This is a genomic window from Clostridium neonatale, assembly GCF_001458595.1.
Taxonomy (GTDB): Bacteria; Bacillota; Clostridia; order Clostridiales; family Clostridiaceae; genus Clostridium; species Clostridium neonatale.
On record NZ_LN890328.1, the window covers coordinates 3,040,245 to 3,059,215 of the forward strand.

The window sequence follows — 18,971 nt, forward strand, 5'->3', positions numbered from 1 at the left end:
TTTCATATATCTCTATTATTATATATTATCTTTTTTATCTTCTTCATTTTTTTCAGTTTCATCTGAAATTAATTCATCAAATATACTACTTTGATTTTCAATAATAAAATTATCTTCTTGTGTCTCTTGTTTTAATTCTACTCTATCTGTCTTGGACTCTTTCTTTAAATCTAAACTATTTTTATTTTCTTTAGAATTATCTTCCTCAATATCCCTATCTCTTTCTGCACGATTCTTAGCTCTTTGTTCTTCTAATTCTTTAACCTTTTTATCATTTTCATTCTTCTCTTTTTCTTTTTCTTCCTTCATTTCAGGATACTTTTCATATACTAAATTAAAGAATTCATCACCAAAAATAGTTTCCTTTTCTAAAAGAACAGCTGATATTTTATCTAATAAGTCTCTATTTTCTCTAAGTATTTGTCTAGCTTTGCTATGAGCTGCTTTTATTACATTTAATGTCTCTTCATCTAACACAGTTGATGTCTGCTCACTACAGTTTCTAACGGCTCTACCATCTAAATATCTGTTTTGTATTGACTCTAAAGCCATCATGTCAAATCTTTCGCTCATACCATACATAGATATCATGCTTCTAGCTGCTGAAGTAGCTCTTTCTATATCATTTGAAGCGCCAGTTGATACTAAATTAAATACTTCTTCTTCTGCTGATCTACCACCAAGCATAACGGTAATTTGATTCATTAAATCTTCTCTAGATGTTAAGAACTTTTCTTCTTCAGGCACTTGCATAGTATATCCTAAAGCTCCCATTGTTCTCGGAACTATAGTTATTTTATGAACTGGATCTGTTCCTTTAAGCATTGCTGCAACAAGTGCGTGACCAACTTCATGGAATGCAACAACTTCTCTTTCTTTAGGAGAAAGAATTCTGTCTTTCTTTTCCTGACCAGCAATAATCACTTCAACTGCTTCTCTTAAATCTTCTTGAAGAACCATTTTTCTTCTTCTTCTAACAGCTCTTAAAGCACCTTCGTTTATTATATTAGCAAGATCTGCTCCTACAGCACCTGGTGTGCTCTTAGCTATCTCTGCTAAATCAACGTCTTCACCTAAGTTAACATTTTTAGCATGAACTGCTAGTATAGCTTCTCTTCCTTTAAAATCTGGTCTATCAACTATAACTCTTCTATCAAATCTACCTGGTCTTAAAAGTGCTTTATCTAGTATTTCTGGTCTGTTAGTAGCACCAAGAATAACTATACCTTTTGATGAGTCAAATCCATCCATTTCAGAAAGTAACTGATTTAAAGTTTGTTCTCTTTCATCATTACTTTGCATTTGATTATCTCTACTCTTACCAATAGCATCAATTTCATCTATAAATACAATACATGGTGCTTTTGCAACAGCATCTTTAAATAATTCTCTAACTCTTGATGCACCAACACCTACAAACATTTCAACAAAACTTGAACCTGATAATGAGAAAAATGGTACCTTAGCTTCACCTGCTACAGCTTTGGCAATAAGTGTTTTACCTGTTCCTGGAGGTCCAACTAAAAGTACACCTTTAGGAAGCTTAGCCCCAATTTCAGTATATTTAGCAGGACCGTTTAAGAAATCAATAACTTCTTTTAAAGATTCCTTTGCTTCTTCCTGTCCTGCAACATCATCAAATGTAACTTTTATTTCACTTTCCATATAAACCTTGGCATTATTTTTACCGATGCCCATGACACCGCCTCCGCCATTTCCCATTTTAGAGAATAAAAATCTCCACATAAAGAAGATAAGTACCATAGGTAAAATCCATGAAATCATCATATTTAATAGAGGCGTCTGTTTAGGATTTCTTCCTGTAAAATATATTCCTGCTTCTTTAAGCTTTGGAATTAATTCTTCATCATTTATTCTAGCTGTATATAAAGTCTTACCCTTATATTCAGGATTATCACCTTTAGGTGTTATTTCTAAATTATCACTTGTAATAATAACTTTAGAAATCTCCTTATTGTCTAATAATCTGTAAAATTCATCATAACTTATATCTTTAGTTGTAATAGCTCCTTTTGAATAATTGAATGCTATTAAAAACGAAAGAGCTATTATAAAATATGTAAGCGCAATACTAAAAGATTTATTATTTTTCTTTTTATTATTCTTATTGTTATTTTGCATACATTAATCACCTTCCTTGCATTTATTCCCATATATCGTTCATCATATTTTTTATTTTATCTTTTCTTTCTTTTGTAAGGAGTTCACTAACAGTAAATTTTTCTCCTTTTTTAATCAATATATCTCCCTCTCTAAAATTACCATCTATATTATCTATATTTATTTCTATCATATTACCATTTTCATTTTCTAATATAGCATAATTCCCCTCTACTCTATCTAAAATGTATTTTTCCATAATACTCCCTCTCATAGTTATCATAATATAATAATTTATTATTACTTATAAGTCAAATTTTTTAACTATAAAGTGCCCATATTATTAAATGGATAGAATCTAAATCTAGCCTCACCCTTTATTTCTGAAGCATCTATGTATGAATTGATCCATAACCTAGCATCATTTGAATTCGCTCTGTTATCTCCTAAGAAGAAAAACTTACCTTCTGGAACATCAAAAGAACCAGTAAAATCATCATTATTCTTAACGTAATCCTCCTTCAATACTTCCCCATTTACGCTTACAACTCCATCTTTAATATCTATATGATCTCCTGGAAGTCCAATTGCTCTTTTAATTAATGTTTCCTGTAATTCTTCAGAGTAAAATACAATTATATCTCCTCTTTGAATTTTCTCTGGATTATAGATTCTGGTAACTAAAATCTTGTCATTTTCATTTATTGTAGGAATCATTGATCCAGTTGGTACATAAACATTGAAAAATATGAATTTATTAATTAGCACTGCTATAACTAATGCCGCAAATATTGGAACTATCCAATCTTTGAAAAAGTTTTTGATAAATCCATTTTTCTTATTCAAAGATTCATTTGCTTCTATATCTTTTGAATTAATTGTAAAGTCATCATTCTTTTTCATATTTAAATTCTCCTTATATAAAACTTACATTATATTATATCTAATATTTGTGTCACTAAAGTGTCTTAATCTACTTTTCCTATTTCATTAAATGGATAAATTCTTATTTGTACTTTACCTTCAATATCTTTTCTATCCACATATGGGTTCTCCCAATACCTAGAATCATCTGAATTTGCTCTATTATCTCCTAAGAAAAAGTATTTTCCTTCTGGAATCTCAAAATACCCATCATATTCTTCATTATTTTTAACATATGGTTCTTCTAGCTCTGTACCATTTCTAAAAACAACTCCATCTTTTATTTCAATAGTATCACCTGGGAGACCTATTAATCTCTTTATTAATAATTTATCTCCATATTCATCGCATTTAAATGTAACTATATCTCCCTCTTTTAAGTTTTCTGGCTTATACACATTGGATACAATTAACCTATCATTAACTTCTAAAGTTGGAACCATAGACTCACTTGGAATATAAACACCATGGCCTACAAATTTTAATATTAAAAATGCTAAGCCACCTATTATTATAAAATTTAGAATATATTCCTTTATTATTGCCTTTTTATCTAGTTTTTTTTCTTCTTTTAATAAATTATTTTCTTCCAACTTATTATTGCCCCCATTCCAACTATTTTCACTTTATAAGTATACCATAATTTATAGTTTATAATGTTTATAAATTATTAAATTTCTTTACTTTATAATAAACTATCAGTATGTAAAAAAATAGCTATTGCAGTAAATAATATATTCTTATATTATTTACAATAATTAATTATAAATAATTAATTTCCAATCTAGGTTGAAATTTTTTCAGCATTTCTTTAAATATAATTTCAATTATATTTAAAGAAAAATTTTACAAAGCAAAATTTACGAAATATATATTCTTGAGAAATTCTAAAAGAATTTCACCCTAATTGATTATTGAGCATTGAAAATTGAAAATTAAAAAATGGTGTACATGAAGTTCATATACACCATCTTTATATATATAATAATCTTGGGAAAGAATATTAATAAAAAGCTTGTCCTAATTATATAATAAAGAATTATATAACATCATTCCTTATTATATCTTCATAAGTTTCTCTTCTGCATATTAATCTTGCCTTAGAGTCCTTAACCATAACAACTGCTGGTTTTGGTATTCTATTATAATTACTAGACATAGAATATCCATAAGCACCTGTAGTCATAATAGCTAATATATCTCCAGTTTTAACTTCCGGAAGAGTAACATCCTTTAATAAAATATCTCCTGATTCACAACATTTTCCTGCAATAGTAACCTTTTCTGTCACTTCACTATTAACTCTATTTGCTAATATACTTTCATATTCAGCACTATAAAGAGCTGGTCTTATATTGTCAGTCATTCCACCGTCTACAGAAACATATTTTCTAACACCTGGAATATCCTTTATTGCACCTATTGTGTATAAAGTAACGCCCGCATTACCTACTATACTTCTTCCTGGTTCTATAGTAAGTATAGGTCTCTCAATGTTTAATCTTGAAGATACCTCTTCTGCCTTATTTATTATTGCTTCACAATATTCAGAAGTTTCTAGAGGTTTGTCCTCTTTAGTATAGTATATACCAAAACCACCACCAAAATCTACTTCTTTTATTAAATAATCCATATTTTTTTTAATTTTTTTTACTAAATTAAACATTACCTCAACAGCCTCTTCATATGCCTCAAGTCCAAAAGTCTGTGAACCTATATGACAATGAATACCTACAAGGTTTATATTCTCTAGATTTATAGCCATTTCTATAGATTTTTCTATAGTATCTTCTACTGGTGCAAAACCAAATTTAGAATCAATTTGACCTGTTCTAATATATTCATGAGTATGTGCATCGATTCCTGGTGTTATTCTTAAATATATATTTTGAACCTTATTATATTCTTTTGCTATATTATTTAATGCTTCCATTTCATAAAAATTATCAACAACAAATTTACCCACACCAAGCTTTACCCCAAGCTCAATTTCATCTAATGTCTTATTATTTCCATGAAACATTACTTTTTCTAATGGAAAATCTGCTTTATATGCTGTATAAAGCTCTCCACCTGAAACTACATCTAAATTCATATTTTCTTCTTTTAACAATTTGCACATTTGTACATTTAAAAATGCCTTACCAGCAAATGCAACCTTATTATTATTTTCTTCACATTTAAAATATTTTCTATAATCTCTACAATAATTTCTTATAAGTTCCTCATCAAATACATATAAAGGACTTCCATATTCTTTTACTAAATCTGTCGCTCTATTCCCGCCTATTATTAGCTCATTCTCTTCAACTTTCATTGTTCCAAATAGTTCCATAATATTACCCCAATCTTCTTTATTCATACTTCATAATTTAAAACTTATATTATTTCTACCTATAAAATATGTTTATTGCTTATTTTTATAAAAATAAACGTCACAGATATATCTGTGACGAGCTTTTTACTTTGTTAAAATAACAATCAATTATATGATTCATTATTATAACTGTGTAGCTCAACACTTTCGTGACAGTTATTCATATATTTTATGAATACCCAGAAATTGATCTTTGCATAAAAATCCATCTCTTCGGCTATAACACCTTTTATTATATATCCTAACCTGCCAGCTCCATATAATTACTCTTTGTTATAGCACCTCTACATCTGTTAAAACTTATGCTATTATATTATTCAACTTGTTACAATTATGATACCACATTTTTCTTGTATTTCAATGACTATTTTTTATTATCTCATATCATCTCTATATGTGTCCATAAGTCTCCCCATAATACTTGAAGCTGTCGGCGGTGTATATGTTATTGCATTAGCACCAGCCTTAATAGTTTCTTCTATAGTCTCTACTGTCGGTCCACCAGTTGCTATGATTGGAAACTCCGAATACCTTTCTCTTATATTTCTAACTATTTTTGCAGTACTTTTTCCGCCTGATACATTAAATATTGTTGCGCCTGCTTCTATTCTCTTATCTATATCCTCATCCTCAGATATTATTGTAACTATAATAGGAATATCTATTGTATCTCTTACTTGTTTCACTATATCATTTGATATAGGAGCATTCATTACCACACCCATAGCTCCCTTAAATTCTGCATCTAATGCTAAATTGATCACTCTCTTTCCATAAGTTGTTCCTCCACCAACTCCACAGAATACTGGTACATCTGCTGCAGTAACTAAAGCTTGTGTTATTATTGGCTGAGGGGTAAACGGGTATACAGCAATAATTGCATCAGCATTAGTATTTCTTATTATTGCAACGTCCGTTGTGAATAGTAGGGATTTTATTCTTTTCCCAAAAATCTTTATCCCCCCACATTCTCGTATTATTGATGGGACTTCTACCACATGTTTTCTTAATGTACCTTTTATTTCTGGAACAAATTTTTCTCGTTTATTCATTAAACCCTCTCCTTCCCCTTATCTGTAATAATTAATTAAATAATTTAACCCATACATTATCCACATTATCCACAGATTTTATCCACATAATTGTGCATACTGTTCCTAATTTATATATTTAATATTAATTTCTTAATAATTAATCGTCAATATAATATTAACACTGTTTTATTAAGGTAGTAACATTTATTTTATTAATTTTTTGTAACCTAATTAAATAAAAATCCTAGCATATTACTTAAATTATTCAATTCATATTTATTTATCCACAACTTATAATTAGATATAAACAATGATTTAACTAAGCTATATACCAATTTTTCTTAATCCACCATTCAAATATATAAACATTTTCCACATACTTATCCACAGAAATGTTTATATATCCAATTTTCTTAAAAATTTCTTAATAAAAAATAAACATCCTCAAGCAATACCTTAATAAATGATTAAATATCCTTCCAGTATATTGTAGTATCCACCTTCTTACTCTATACTCTATATCAGAACATATAAAGCTAATAAGGAGGTGTAATATTATTGAATAAAAATGAATTCTTTAATATTTTAATGGATGAGTTAAAAGATATTCCTGAAAAGAAACTTCAAGATATAATATGGCACTATGAAAATTTATTTGATTTAGAGATTCAAAATGGTAAATCAGAAGAAGAAATAGTGGAAAGTTTAGGTGATATTGATACTTTAATCAATAAATATAAAGATAGCGCCTTATTGACTGACTATATGAAAGATTCTTTAAATGATTCTTCAGATTCAAGGATATATAATAATGAATCAAACTATAGTGGAAATTATATAGTTTCAACTGAAAGGCATTCAAATACTTCTAATAATAAAAATGACTATACAGATACTAATAAAAATAAAGATGATTCAAAATTTTATAAAAATAATAATACAAAAAAAAGTATTAATATTAATTCAATATTAAAAATATGTATTTTAATTTTATCTATTATAATATTCACACCAATTTTCACTACTATTATAGGAATTATACTAGGTATCTTTGGAACTGCAATTGGAATGTTTTTTGGAAGTATCGGTTTACTAATAGGTGGTACATTTACTAGTTTTGCTGGCATCCCAACTATTCCGAACTTTATTTCTAACTTTCCATATCCAGTATTGGTTTTATTCTGCTTAGGTACAGTAACACTTTCTATTATTTTGTTTATACTTTTTTGCTATGTTTTTAAAGCATCAGTAATTGGAATCAAAAAACTTTATTCCATATTAATGTCTTAAGGAGGTGTATACAATTGAAAAAGAAATTTATGTCTACTAGTATAAAAATATTTCTATTAATTTTAATTTTGTTAACAATAGTCTTTTATTCTTCTGGATGCATTATTTTAGTTAATAGCGGTTATAAACTTTCTGATTATGCAGATGAAATAAATTTAAATGATTTTAATTTTTATTATAGTGACGAATTAGGATTCAACTATAAAACTTCAGAAAAAAGTTATCCTATTAATAATAATATAAAAAACTTTGAAATATCTTTAGAATCACAAAATATAAATGTCAATGAATATGATGGTGATAATATATTAGTTGAAATAAAAAATAATAGAAATTCTAATGCCGAACTTTCTAAAACTGAAAATGGAGATAAAATGATTTTTAATTCAAATCATTCCATTCCTTCACACTCAACTGTAAATATTAGTATCCCTCAAAAAATAATTAAAGATCTTTCCTTGAAATTAACAACTAGCAGTGGGGATGTGAATTTATCAAATTTAAATATAAATTCAATATCTACATTCACATCAAGTGGGGAAATCTATATGTCAAATGTAAATCTAGATTATATCTCATTGAATAGTTCAAGTGGTGATATAAGCCTTAACAACTTATTTGCATCTGATACTAAAATAAATTCTACATCCGGTGAGATAGATTGTATTGGTAATTTTGGTACCCTATATTCAAGCTCTACTTCTGGCGATATGAATTTTTCATTTACTGACTCCTTAAAAAAATCATCTTTTGGAAGTGTGTCTGGAGACATTTCTCTAAATATCCCAACACAATGTGGATATAAGATTAATTATTATACAGTTTCTGGCGATACAAGTTTTTCTACATTATCAAATGGTAATGAAGAAGCACTAATAGACATAAAAACTACAAGTGGAGACATATCTGTAAATTAATTTTTATTTCTTAATAACAGAGAGTATCTCACAACCAAATAATGAATGTAGAATCGAAGTTTAGTGGATAACAACCGAAATTCAATATATGATAGGCTCGATTGTAGGGAAATTTCAGCTAAAACCTGCTAAGAAAAATCAAGTTTTTTTTAGCAGGTTTTTTATATATTTTTTGCATGACAAATAAATTAAACAGAAATTCTGTTTAATTTAGATATAGATACTATCTAAATTTAAGTATTATAGACTTCTTTTACTCTAGCGTAGTATATTCTTAGAAACTTATTTAATGCAGCAATTTTAGCAACTTTTTTAGGTTTTCCTTCTGCTTCTTTTTTTAACATATATAAAAATATAGGATCATCCTTTGGTTTGGCACTTTTGATACATTTCATAATTTCATATCCAGTTTTTCGTAATAATGCAGAACCTCTTTTAGAAATACGACGTTTGTTTGCAACAAACTGTCCCGACTCAAAAGGAGGTGAATCAATACCCGTATAAGCTATCAAAGCCTTTTTATTATAAAAGCGTTTTAAATCACCGATTTCAGCAATTAAGCGTGGAGCCAATGTATCTCCAACTCCAGGCATATTTCTAACAACATTGTATTCCTTTAAACTACTTGCTAATTCTTGCATTTGTGATAATATCATAGATAGAGTTCTATCTATTTCGCTAAGAACTCGAACAGCTTCTAATACTAACATTTTGGTTGATGGGGTACTAGAAGATAGTGTAGGGATGCCTTCTTGTGCTAAAGCATATATCTGTTTTGCTTTTGTTTCACTTTGATGGTATCCTTTATTTTTTGCCCATTTAAAATAACTATTTATAAATTGCTTTTCATTTTTCTTGGTAATATTATCGTAATGCCAGTATTCTTTAACAAAATCATTTAATTTATCTTTCTCTGGCTTATCGGATCTATTTTTTAATAGATTTTTAATTCCTGGCATTGTTCTATCTAATAGATTACTTAGTACAAGTTTGCTCTCTATTCTCATAGCTATATAATGAGAATATTGCCTACCTAATAATTTTAATTCAGAATACACCTCATCTGTTGCTTCATAGTCAGTTAATTTAAACCAATTATCAATTCCATAATTAGCTATTTTGATAGAATCTAATTTATCAGTTTTACCTTTCCTTAATCCTATAGCAGAATATTTTTTCATAATTAATGGATTTATTACGGCTACAAATATACCATGATTTTTAAGATAAGTAAGTAGTGGCAAATGGTATGCACCGGTCGCTTCCATAACAACTCTAGTTTCTTCATTTAATTCAGAAATAGATTCAACTAATGCTTTTAAATCAGCTTCAGTATGATTTATTTCATGTGGTTCACTAATAACCTCACCATATTCTTTCAATATACATACTGTACTTTTTCCTTTTGAAACATCAATTCCAACACTAATCATGTTAATCCTCCTAAAAAATTATTGTAATTTTAATCCACCCACACTTATTACAATTCATTTTGGTTAGTTACACGAAAGCCGTACGGTTTCAACCTGCTTAATCGAATCTTTATAATAAGGGATGGCTGACAGTTTTAGCTACGGATGTTAAAACCCAATTCTAAAGTCGTCATACCAAATTACTCCCTTTATTATAAATTAAAATAAGTGCAGATGTTAAATCATATATTTATGATTTGTATCTACACTTATAGAGTACCAAATTCTAAGGCAGAGGCTGCACCCAAAAATGTTTGCTCCAAAAAGCAAGTTTTTAGACAAACAATTTTGGAACATCCTCTGCCAAAGAATTTTAAAGCTGAAATTTCCAATACAATACTACGCCTATTCATATATTGAATTTCTTTGTTTTCTCTAAAATCATAGACATCTAATTTATTTTAGTTATAATTTATGCGGCTACTTAGAAAAGCCATGTATTCCTAAATATATAAGAAAAATTCTGAATTGTAGCATAGCTGCTCTTTGGCATATAATGCTTGGTGAGGTACGAACTTAGCAGTATAGCCCTATTCATCTAATGATGAATAGTTTTCCTTATAAGTGAACATTCGTAAGAATTTATATTCTGATATTTATAAATTTATATCTTTTAAAAAATGGTAAAATATTAACTTTTTGAACCTTTAACATCTATAAATAACTATTCCTTAATTTAAAAATGTATTTATCTATAGCAACAATAATACCACTACTCTGAATTTAGATGAAACAAAGAAATAAAGCTCTTATGTTGGCGGTGTCTTGCATTAAAAAATGAAGCTTTAGAATTCTTCATGGAAACTTGTTCCACAATTGTTTGTCCAATTTTACATTGGAGCAAACATTTGTGGATGCAAGTTTCCATGTTTGAATTCTTAGCTTCATTTTTGTAGCAAGCGAGCCACACATAAGAGCTTTATTTCGGTTATTCGCACTAAACTCAGTACGTCCCTTATTTATTTTATATACAATAACCACTTTTATATTAAAATTCACTATAAAATTATACTTTAAACTTAGAGATTGCTGTTGTTAAATCTTTTGCACTTTTCGCTTCACCTGCTATTGTTCCTGATAATTGATTCATTGCATCTGAGACGTTATCTATTGATTCCCTAATACTATGTGTACTTTCTGCAATCTCTTCTGAATTTTTGGCAGTTAAAGAAATAGATGCACTCACTTCTTGAATTGATGCACTTACTGAATCTGACATAACTGATATTTGCTCAGACATTTCAGAAATAAAATCACCATCTTCACTATATCTATCTCCCACTTCTCCATAACTGACTAAATCTTGCTTTACATCAGTTTTTATAAAGTTAAGAATTTCTTCACTATTATTAGATAAATTTTTAAATGCTTTTTCTACTTTATCAACAGTATTTTGAATTGTAACTACTGATGCTGATGATTCTTCTGCAAGTTTTCCAACTTCCTCTGCAACAACAGCAAACCCCTTACCTGCTTCACCAGCTCTAGCCGCTTCAATTGCTGCATTCAAAGCAAGAAGATTTGTTTGTTCTGATATACTTGCTATTGATTCAGCCATTATCTTTATCTCTTCAACAACTTTAGATTCTTCTATAGCTTGTCTTATAACATCTTCTTTGTCATGATATATTCTAGTTGTATTTTCAATTGCTCTTTTACTATTAAGTGCAGCATTACTTGCTCGCTCTTGTATTTCTTTTGAGTTAGCGCTTCCAGTTTCCGCTCTTGCTGAAAGCTCTTCAACATTTGCAGTTACTTGTTGAATTGATGCATAAATTTCTTCTACTGTTCCACTATTATTTTGTCCACCTTCATCAATCTTTTCAATTTCTTTATTAATGAACCCTAATGTATTTGCTAATTCTTGAATTGTAGCCAAAATTTCTTCACTTAGTTTATTTACATTGTTTGAATTTTTTTCACATCCAGTTAATAGCTCCTTCATATTATTTTGAGCGCTATTAAGAGAATCTGCTATAACTCCAAACTCATCATCTCTATCTAATATTATTTCTGTAGACAGATCGTAATTACTTAATCTATTTGCTAATTCTTGTATTTGTTTTAATGGCTTTAATATCTTTAAAGTATTTATAAATCCCACAGCAATACATAATGGAATAGCTATCACTAGCCAAATAATAGAATCTTCTATTCCTTTTGTAAAGCTAAATCCGACTATAATTCCTACTAAAAGCATAAGAAAAAATGATATTCTATTGGTTGTTGTAATAGACTTAAATACACTTACTTTTCTTTCTGTCTTCATATGACTTTTCTCCATTTCTATGTATAAAATAAATATATTAAATATCAAATTAAAAATTAGTATAATATAGGATAATATATACTTTTTACCTTTTTAGAATATCATTCTTTTCTAATTTATTCAATGGATATTTTCTTTATAATTACGTGTATAATTTAATGTAAATATTAATTAAATTATTTAAATGTGATAAGATTATAATTAGATATTTAATTCAATATTAATTTATTATTAATTTTAAATAAAATTTATTATTTAAGGGGGCTTATAAATGATTTCAAATAAAATGAAATCTCTAGTTAACAATAGCTCAACAATACGAGCAATGTTTGAAGAAGGAAAAAAATTATCTGATATTTATGGCGAAGAAAATGTTTTTGATTACAGCATAGGTAATCCAAACGTTGAACCTCCAGAAAATATTAAAACTATTATTTCTGATATCTTAAACAAAGAAAAACCAAACCTTGTTCATGGATATATGAATAATTCTGGATATGAAGATGTAAGAGATGATATTAGTTCTTTTCTTAATAAGAAAAATGACTTAAATCTTACCAGAAATAATATTGTTATGACTTGTGGCGCTGCTGGAGGATTAAATATAATATTAAAATCTATATTAAATCCTGGTGAAGAGGTAATCACATTTGCACCATTCTTTGGTGAATATAAAAACTATACTGAAAACTTTAATGGTAAGCTAGTTATTGTACCTACAAATATAGATACATTCGAACCTGATCTAGACGAGCTTAGTAAAGTAATAAATTCAAAAACCAAAGCAATTATAATTAATAATCCAAATAATCCAACAGGCGTTATTTATTCAAAAGAGGCAATTCAAAAGTTAGCAGATCTTTTAAAAGAAAAGCAAAGAGAACTAAATAGCTCTATCTACTTAATTTCTGATGAACCATATAGAGAAATTGTTTATGATGATGCGGAAGTTCCTTGTCTTTTAAAATATTATGATAATACTTTCATAGGATATTCTTATAGCAAATCATTATCGCTTCCTGGCGAACGTATTGGATATGTTGTCGTAAACCCATCCATGACAGATTGTGATGAAATGATGGCTGCATTAAATATTGCAAATAGAATATTGGGATTTGTAAATGCTCCATCATTATTCCAAAGAGTAATTGCAAGGTCTTTAGGAAGTGAAGTTGATGTGAATATATATAAACGAAATAGAGATCTTTTATATAATCATCTAATAAAACTAGGATTCACTTGCATTAAGCCTGAAGGTGCTTTTTACTTATTCCCAAGAACACCTATTGAAGATGATAAAAAATTCTGCCAAGATGCAAAACAATTTAATCTTTTATTAGTTCCTGGTTCTACATTTGGATGTCCAGGTCATGTTAGATTATCTTACTGCATATCTTATGAAAAAATCGAAAAATCTCTTGAAGCTTTTGATAAACTAGCAAAATTATATTCAATGATCTAAATTCAACTAATAAAAAGCAACGTTAAGTTATTGCAGCTTAACGTTGCTTTTTGAATAAGTTCTCAATGTTATGTATGCATCCCATAAAAAAATTATTAAAAATAGTAAAGTTATTTTTGATAATATAGATTCTGAACTTATATAAATCATTCTTATTATTGGCTGAAATAAATATATTCCTATGTATGTTAAAGCAGTCCAATATATAGAAAATTTCAAACATATATAGCTATTGAGATTATATTTTTTTTTAGAATAATCCCAATACTTCTTATTAAATTTATGATCTAGTATATAGCCACTTATATATTCTACTGTTGTTGGTATTAATATTAGAAGAAGCAGCATAGGAAATCCATATATATCAAACACTTCATGAAATATTATTAATAACGTCATTGCTATACCATACATAGGCTTAAACGGAGTCTTTAAAAATCCCTCTTTCTTAAACCTTTTTGTTGTTGCTAATGAATATAAACCTTCTATTATCCAACCTATAAAGCAGTATAATATAAAATTAAAACAAATATATAAACCTAAATTCATAAAATAGCACCTCATTTTTTTAATGCTATTAGTATTTGTAGGACTTATAGTAAATATTCTTTATACTATTAATAATATTTTCTGTTATAATAAATAATTAACAAAATTATAACTAATTGGAGGAAAAATCATGGAACAATTATATTATGAAAATCCATATCTTAAAGAATTCACTGCCAATATTATTGACGCAAAAGAAATTGATGGAAAATTCCATCTTATTTTAGATAATACTGCATTCTTCCCAGGAGGTGGTGGCCAATGGTGCGATACTGGGAAAATTGGAAATCTAGATGTATTAGAAGTTTATGAAAAAGAAAATACAATTTATCATGTAGTCAGCACAGCCCCTTCCCAAATGACAGATTTAAAATGTGTTATTGATTGGAATACAAGAATTGATGGTATGCAGCAGCATTTAGGCCAACACGTCCTTTCAGGCTCTTTCTTTAATCTCTTTAATGCCAATACGTTTGCAATTCATTTAGGTGCTGATATAAGTACAGTTGATATTTTAGGAAACCTTACAGAAGAGCAGGTTAGAGAAGCAGAAAGACTTGCAAACAAAATTATAGGTGATAACGTTCCAGTCTTATCTTTTATTCCTTCTGAAGAAGAACTCAAAAATATAAAACTTAGAAGAGCCCTTCCAAACACTGAAGAAGATATTAGAGTTGTACATATTAAAGGCTTTGATATAAATGCATGTTGCGGATTACATCCTACTTCAACTAAAGATCTAAGATTAATAAAAATAAAAAGATTTACCAAACATAAGGAAGGAACAAGGATAGAATTCTTAGCAGGAAATAGAGCTGTAGAAGATACTCTAAAAAAAGATGAATTATTTAGTTCAATATGTTCATATTTAAGTTGTAATGAAAATGAAGCGTTAAACGGTATTAAAAATTTAAATGCAAGTTTAAAATATGCTAATGATACTAATAAAAGTCTAAATACTCTTCTTGCTAACTATCAAGTTAAAGACCTAATTGATAATGCTGAAAATATAAGTAACTATAAAGTTATAAAACAAATATTTGATGGAGATATGAAATATGTAAATACTCTTACTTCAAAGTTGGTTGAAAATGATAATATTATAGCTTTAATGGCTGTAAAAAATGGTGAAAAAGCTAATTTAATTTTCTGCTGCTCTAAAAATATAAAAGATATCAAAATGAATGAGCTTTTTAAAGATGCAATTGCTGCTATTGATGGTCGTGGTGGCGGAAGTCCTTTTCAAGCTCAAGGAGCTGGTAAAAATAATAAAAATTTAGAAAAAGCTTTAGAAATTGCACTTACAAAAATAAAAAATTTTAATTAAGAAACGTATTTTGTATTATTTAAATATATGTAAAAAGATGGGGATTTTGCACTTAATAATTCGTAATGCTTTATATTTACATTACAAATTCTAGTTTGTGCGACATCCCCATCTTCTTTCTCTTTTTAATGTATAAAAACAATATAGTGAATATTAGAATATCTAAATTAAATACTTCACTTTTATAATATAACTATTCTTCTATTTTAGTAACATCATATCCTGCCTCTTCAATTACAGATTTAATTGCTTCATCTTTAACCTCTAACTTACTTTCAATTGATGCACATTTTTTATCTAAATTAACTTTTACTGAAGTCACTCCCTCTAATCCTTCTAATGCTTCTTTTACATGAGCTACACAGTGGTTACAGCTCATTCCTTCTATTGATATTGTCTTTTTCATTTTATTTCCTCCAAATAAACTCATTTTTATTCCTCCATTTAATTATTATAATTTTTAATTTATGCTTTAAATTTTCTAAGTCTTAAGGCATTAGTTAATACTGAAACTGAGCTTAAGCTCATGGCTGCAGCTGCAATCATTGGGTTTAAAAGTGGTCCTCCAAATATATGAAGAACTCCCATTGCAACTGGAATTCCAAGTACATTGTACCCAAATGCCCAGAATAGATTCTCTTTTATATTTTTAATAGTTGCCTTACTCAATTTAATTGCAGTAGTAACATCCATTAAATCACTTCTCATAAGAACTACATCTGCTGACTCAATTGCAACATCAGTACCTGATCCTATTGCTATTCCTACATCAGCTTGAGCAAGAGCTGGAGCATCATTTATTCCATCTCCGACCATAGCTACTTTTTGATTTTCTCCTTGAAGTTTTTTAACTTCATTTGCTTTATCTTCAGGAAGCACCTCTGCAAGTACTATATCAATTCCTACCTGTTTAGCTATTGCATCTGCTGTCTTTTTATTATCTCCAGTAATCATTGCAACCTTTATTCCCATGTTATGAAGAGTTTCTATTGCATTTTTACTACTTGGTTTAACTGTATCTGCAACCGCAACTATTCCTCTTAAGATTCCATCAATCGCTATATACATCGGTGTCTTTCCTTCACTAGCCAATCTATCTGAATCTTTTGATAAAATATCTATTTCTATATTCTTCTCAGTCATTAATTTTTTATTTCCAAGTAAAATATCTTTTCCATCAATTTTAACTTCTATACCATGACCAGGTATTGCATCAAACGCTTCTATCGCCTTAAGTTCTAAATTCTTCTCTTCTGCATCTCTAACTATAGCTTCGCCTAATGGGTGCTCAGACCCTTTCTCTGCGCTAGCAGCCAAAATAAGAATTTCATCTTTTGAAATGTCATTAGTTATAATATCTGTAACTACTGGCCTTCCTTCTGTTATAGTACCTGTTTTATCAAAAACAATAGTATTAATCTTATAAGTTGTTTCTAAGGCTTCGCCACCTTTTATTAATACTCCATTTTCAGCACCCTTACCAGTACCAACCATTATAGCTGTTGGTGTTGCAAGTCCTAGTGCACATGGGCATGCTATAACGAGAACTGCTATAAATATTGTTAATGCAAATATAGGAGTTTCACCAGCAATTAACCATCCTATAGATGAAATAATAGCTAGAATTATAACAGTTGGTACAAAGTATGAAGATATAACATCAGCAAGCTTTGCTATTGGTGCCTTTGATCCTTGAGCATCTTCAACAAGTTTTACAATTTGAGCAAGTGCTGTATCCTTACCTACTTTTGTAGCCTTATATTTAATAAATCCAGTTTTATTAATGCTTGCCCCAATTACACTACTTCCAATCCCCTTTTCAACTGGAATACTTTCTCCAGTAAGCATTGATTCATCAATTGCAGTACTACCTTCAATCACTTCTCCATCTACAGGTAGCTTTTCTCCTGGCTTAACTAAGATTATATCCCCAACTATAACCTCTTCAATTGGAATTACTACTTCCTTACCATCTCTTATTAATGTTGCAGTTTTAGGTGCTAGTCCCATTAATTTCTTAATAGCTTGTGATGTCTTTCCTTTAGAGATTGCTTCTAAATACTTACCTAATGTTATTAAAGTTAAAATAACAGCCGCTGATTCAAAATATAAATGCATAGCATATTCTGTTTCTCCACTATTTATCTTATAGATTCCAAATAATCCATAGACAAATGCTGCTAAAGTACTAATTGCAATTAAAGAATCCATATTAGGACTTAGTTTGAATAAATTCTTAATTCCTATTTTATAAAACTTATATCCTATTATCATTACAGGTAAAGTTAATACTACTTGTATTATTGCAAAATTTAATGGATTCATCATAGAATCAATAATATGTGGAAGTGGCATACCAACCATGTGACCCATAGTTATAATTAAAAGTGGAACTGTAAAAATTAGTGATACTATAAATCTAATTAATAGCACCTTACTCTCTTCCATCTTTTCTTTTCCTTCTGCTTTTTCCCCTTCTTTAACTAACTTATAGCCAGCTTTATCTACTGCAGCCTTTATTTCTCCATAGCCAACTTGATCTTCATCTATGCTAACAGTAAGCTTTTCAGTTGCAAAATTAACAGATGAACTCTTAACACCTTCTACTTTTTGTGCAGCTTTCTCAACTCTATTTGCACATGCTGAACAAGTCATACCTTCTATTTTAAAAGTATATGTCTTTAGATTTTTCTTTACTCCATATCCAGCTTTAACAACGGCATTTTCTATATCATTATCACTTAGTTTATTTTCATCAAAAGATACATTTAAAGATTCTGTAGCGAAGTTAACATTTGCCTCCTCAACACCATCTAACTTTCCTATAACCTTCTCAATCCTATTTGCACATGCTGAACATGTCATTCCTTCTATTTTTAAAGTTTTCTTATTCATAAATCGCTCCTTTCAGCTAATCGATACTAGTTATCTTACTTTATTTAGATAAGATTTTTTCTAGCACTTTGTTAAACTCTTCAATCTTTTCTTCTGGATTTTCTGACATACATGCATCTTTAACACAGTGTCTTAAATGCCCTTGTAGTATTGTTACATCAGCTTTTTTTATTAACGATTGAACCGCCATCAATTGATTTGCTATGTCAATACAATATCTATCATCTTCTATCATTTTTATTATTCCATCTATTTGCCCTCTGGCCGTTTTTAATGATTGTAATGCTTTCTTTTTTTCATCATTCATATTATACCTCCCCACCCCCCTGAGGGG

At 28.8% G+C, this 18,971-nt stretch carries 16 protein-coding genes and 1 riboswitch; of the genes, 4 read left to right on the forward strand and 12 right to left on the reverse strand.

What is annotated here, in order from left to right; translation table 11 throughout:
- Window positions 1-18: 18 nt before the first annotated feature.
- From ftsH to BN2920_RS20315, 6 genes are all read right to left on the reverse strand, one after another.
- Window positions 19-2,142 carry an ATP-dependent zinc metalloprotease FtsH gene (gene ftsH / locus BN2920_RS20290; protein ID WP_058296778.1) on the reverse strand — a complete coding sequence of 708 codons (2,124 nt, stop codon included), beginning with the start codon at window positions 2,140-2,142 and terminating at the stop codon, window positions 19-21.
- 22 nt (window positions 2,143-2,164) lie between these two features.
- Window positions 2,165-2,380 (reverse strand): DUF3006 domain-containing protein, encoded by a 216-nt coding sequence (locus tag BN2920_RS20295; protein WP_230132227.1) that lies wholly within the window; start codon window positions 2,378-2,380, stop codon window positions 2,165-2,167.
- Between the two features lie 65 nt (window positions 2,381-2,445).
- Entirely contained in the window at window positions 2,446-3,024 is a 579-nt protein-coding gene (gene lepB / locus BN2920_RS20300) for a signal peptidase I (protein ID WP_083498884.1), read from the reverse strand.
- 65 nt (window positions 3,025-3,089) lie between these two features.
- Window positions 3,090-3,638, reverse strand: a complete 549-nt coding sequence (gene lepB / locus BN2920_RS20305) for a signal peptidase I (protein ID WP_058296779.1) — start codon at window positions 3,636-3,638, stop codon at window positions 3,090-3,092.
- A gap of 446 nt (window positions 3,639-4,084) precedes the next feature.
- Complete coding sequence (gene lysA, locus BN2920_RS20310) at window positions 4,085-5,380, reverse strand: diaminopimelate decarboxylase (protein WP_058296780.1); 1,296 nt, start codon at window positions 5,378-5,380, stop codon at window positions 4,085-4,087.
- A 168-nt stretch (window positions 5,381-5,548) separates the two neighbouring features.
- Window positions 5,549-5,717, reverse strand: a riboswitch (Lysine riboswitch).
- Window positions 5,718-5,796: 79 nt separating this feature from the next.
- A complete protein-coding gene (locus BN2920_RS20315) occupies window positions 5,797-6,474 on the reverse strand; it encodes a hypothetical protein (protein WP_058296781.1) in 678 nt (225 codons plus the stop codon).
- A 540-nt stretch (window positions 6,475-7,014) separates the two neighbouring features.
- Between BN2920_RS20315 and BN2920_RS20320 the strand changes: the two genes are divergently transcribed.
- Window positions 7,015-7,746 carry an HAAS signaling domain-containing protein gene (locus BN2920_RS20320; protein ID WP_058296782.1) on the forward strand — a complete coding sequence of 244 codons (732 nt, stop codon included), beginning with the start codon at window positions 7,015-7,017 and terminating at the stop codon, window positions 7,744-7,746.
- Window positions 7,747-7,760: 14 nt separating this feature from the next.
- A complete protein-coding gene (locus BN2920_RS20325; protein WP_058296783.1) occupies window positions 7,761-8,663 on the forward strand; it encodes a DUF4097 family beta strand repeat-containing protein in 903 nt (300 codons plus the stop codon).
- Window positions 8,664-8,896: 233 nt separating this feature from the next.
- Here the strand turns inward: BN2920_RS20325 and BN2920_RS20330 are convergent, their stop codons facing one another.
- Window positions 8,897-10,096 (reverse strand): IS110 family RNA-guided transposase, encoded by a 1,200-nt coding sequence (locus BN2920_RS20330; RefSeq protein ID WP_058293047.1) that lies wholly within the window; start codon window positions 10,094-10,096, stop codon window positions 8,897-8,899.
- Between the two features lie 1,045 nt (window positions 10,097-11,141).
- The gene (locus BN2920_RS20335) at window positions 11,142-12,404 is read right to left on the reverse strand and encodes a methyl-accepting chemotaxis protein (RefSeq protein ID WP_058296784.1); all 1,263 of its coding nucleotides are present in this window, start codon (window positions 12,402-12,404) and stop codon (window positions 11,142-11,144) included.
- A 271-nt stretch (window positions 12,405-12,675) separates the two neighbouring features.
- Between BN2920_RS20335 and BN2920_RS20340 the strand changes: the two genes are divergently transcribed.
- Window positions 12,676-13,866, forward strand: coding sequence for a pyridoxal phosphate-dependent aminotransferase (locus BN2920_RS20340; protein ID WP_058296785.1), 1,191 nt, complete (start codon window positions 12,676-12,678; stop codon window positions 13,864-13,866).
- A 27-nt stretch (window positions 13,867-13,893) separates the two neighbouring features.
- Here BN2920_RS20340 and BN2920_RS20345 read toward each other — a convergent pair whose 3' ends face one another.
- Complete coding sequence (locus BN2920_RS20345) at window positions 13,894-14,415, reverse strand: putative ABC transporter permease (protein ID WP_058296786.1); 522 nt, start codon at window positions 14,413-14,415, stop codon at window positions 13,894-13,896.
- A gap of 130 nt (window positions 14,416-14,545) precedes the next feature.
- Here BN2920_RS20345 and BN2920_RS20350 point away from each other — a divergent pair, with 130 nt between their 5' ends.
- On the forward strand, window positions 14,546-15,742 hold the full coding sequence (locus tag BN2920_RS20350) for an alanyl-tRNA editing protein (RefSeq protein ID WP_058296787.1): 1,197 nt from the start codon (window positions 14,546-14,548) through the stop codon (window positions 15,740-15,742).
- Between the two features lie 193 nt (window positions 15,743-15,935).
- Here the strand turns inward: BN2920_RS20350 and BN2920_RS20355 are convergent, their stop codons facing one another.
- From BN2920_RS20355 to BN2920_RS20365, 3 genes are read right to left on the reverse strand one after another with little or no spacing between them, the layout of a single operon-like run.
- On the reverse strand, window positions 15,936-16,148 hold the full coding sequence (locus BN2920_RS20355; RefSeq protein WP_058296974.1) for a heavy-metal-associated domain-containing protein: 213 nt from the start codon (window positions 16,146-16,148) through the stop codon (window positions 15,936-15,938).
- A 59-nt stretch (window positions 16,149-16,207) separates the two neighbouring features.
- On the reverse strand, window positions 16,208-18,637 hold the full coding sequence (locus BN2920_RS20360; RefSeq protein ID WP_058296788.1) for a heavy metal translocating P-type ATPase: 2,430 nt from the start codon (window positions 18,635-18,637) through the stop codon (window positions 16,208-16,210).
- A gap of 40 nt (window positions 18,638-18,677) precedes the next feature.
- Window positions 18,678-18,944, reverse strand: coding sequence for a metal-sensing transcriptional repressor (locus BN2920_RS20365; RefSeq protein ID WP_058296789.1), 267 nt, complete (start codon window positions 18,942-18,944; stop codon window positions 18,678-18,680).
- Between the last annotated feature and the right edge of the window lie 27 nt (window positions 18,945-18,971).

What these genes read in the sequence shown, in the direction of transcription:
- ftsH (WP_058296778.1), bottom strand. Translation starts at nt 2,142, where the DNA reads ATGCAAAATAACAATAAGAATAATAAAAAGAAAAATAATAAATCTTTT.
- BN2920_RS20295 (WP_230132227.1), bottom strand. Translation starts at nt 2,380, where the DNA reads ATGGAAAAATACATTTTAGATAGAGTAGAGGGGAATTATGCTATATTA.
- lepB (WP_083498884.1), bottom strand. Translation starts at nt 3,024, where the DNA reads ATGAAAAAGAATGATGACTTTACAATTAATTCAAAAGATATAGAAGCA.
- lysA (WP_058296780.1), bottom strand. Translation starts at nt 5,380, where the DNA reads ATGGAACTATTTGGAACAATGAAAGTTGAAGAGAATGAGCTAATAATA.
- BN2920_RS20315 (WP_058296781.1), bottom strand. Translation starts at nt 6,474, where the DNA reads ATGAATAAACGAGAAAAATTTGTTCCAGAAATAAAAGGTACATTAAGA.
- BN2920_RS20330 (WP_058293047.1), bottom strand. Translation starts at nt 10,096, where the DNA reads ATGATTAGTGTTGGAATTGATGTTTCAAAAGGAAAAAGTACAGTATGT.
- BN2920_RS20335 (WP_058296784.1), bottom strand. Translation starts at nt 12,404, where the DNA reads ATGAAGACAGAAAGAAAAGTAAGTGTATTTAAGTCTATTACAACAACC.
- BN2920_RS20340 (WP_058296785.1), top strand. Translation starts at nt 12,676, where the DNA reads ATGATTTCAAATAAAATGAAATCTCTAGTTAACAATAGCTCAACAATA.
- BN2920_RS20345 (WP_058296786.1), bottom strand. Translation starts at nt 14,415, where the DNA reads ATGAATTTAGGTTTATATATTTGTTTTAATTTTATATTATACTGCTTT.
- BN2920_RS20350 (WP_058296787.1), top strand. Translation starts at nt 14,546, where the DNA reads ATGGAACAATTATATTATGAAAATCCATATCTTAAAGAATTCACTGCC.
- BN2920_RS20355 (WP_058296974.1), bottom strand. Translation starts at nt 16,148, where the DNA reads ATGAAAAAGACAATATCAATAGAAGGAATGAGCTGTAACCACTGTGTA.
- BN2920_RS20360 (WP_058296788.1), bottom strand. Translation starts at nt 18,637, where the DNA reads ATGAATAAGAAAACTTTAAAAATAGAAGGAATGACATGTTCAGCATGT.
- BN2920_RS20365 (WP_058296789.1), bottom strand. Translation starts at nt 18,944, where the DNA reads ATGAATGATGAAAAAAAGAAAGCATTACAATCATTAAAAACGGCCAGA.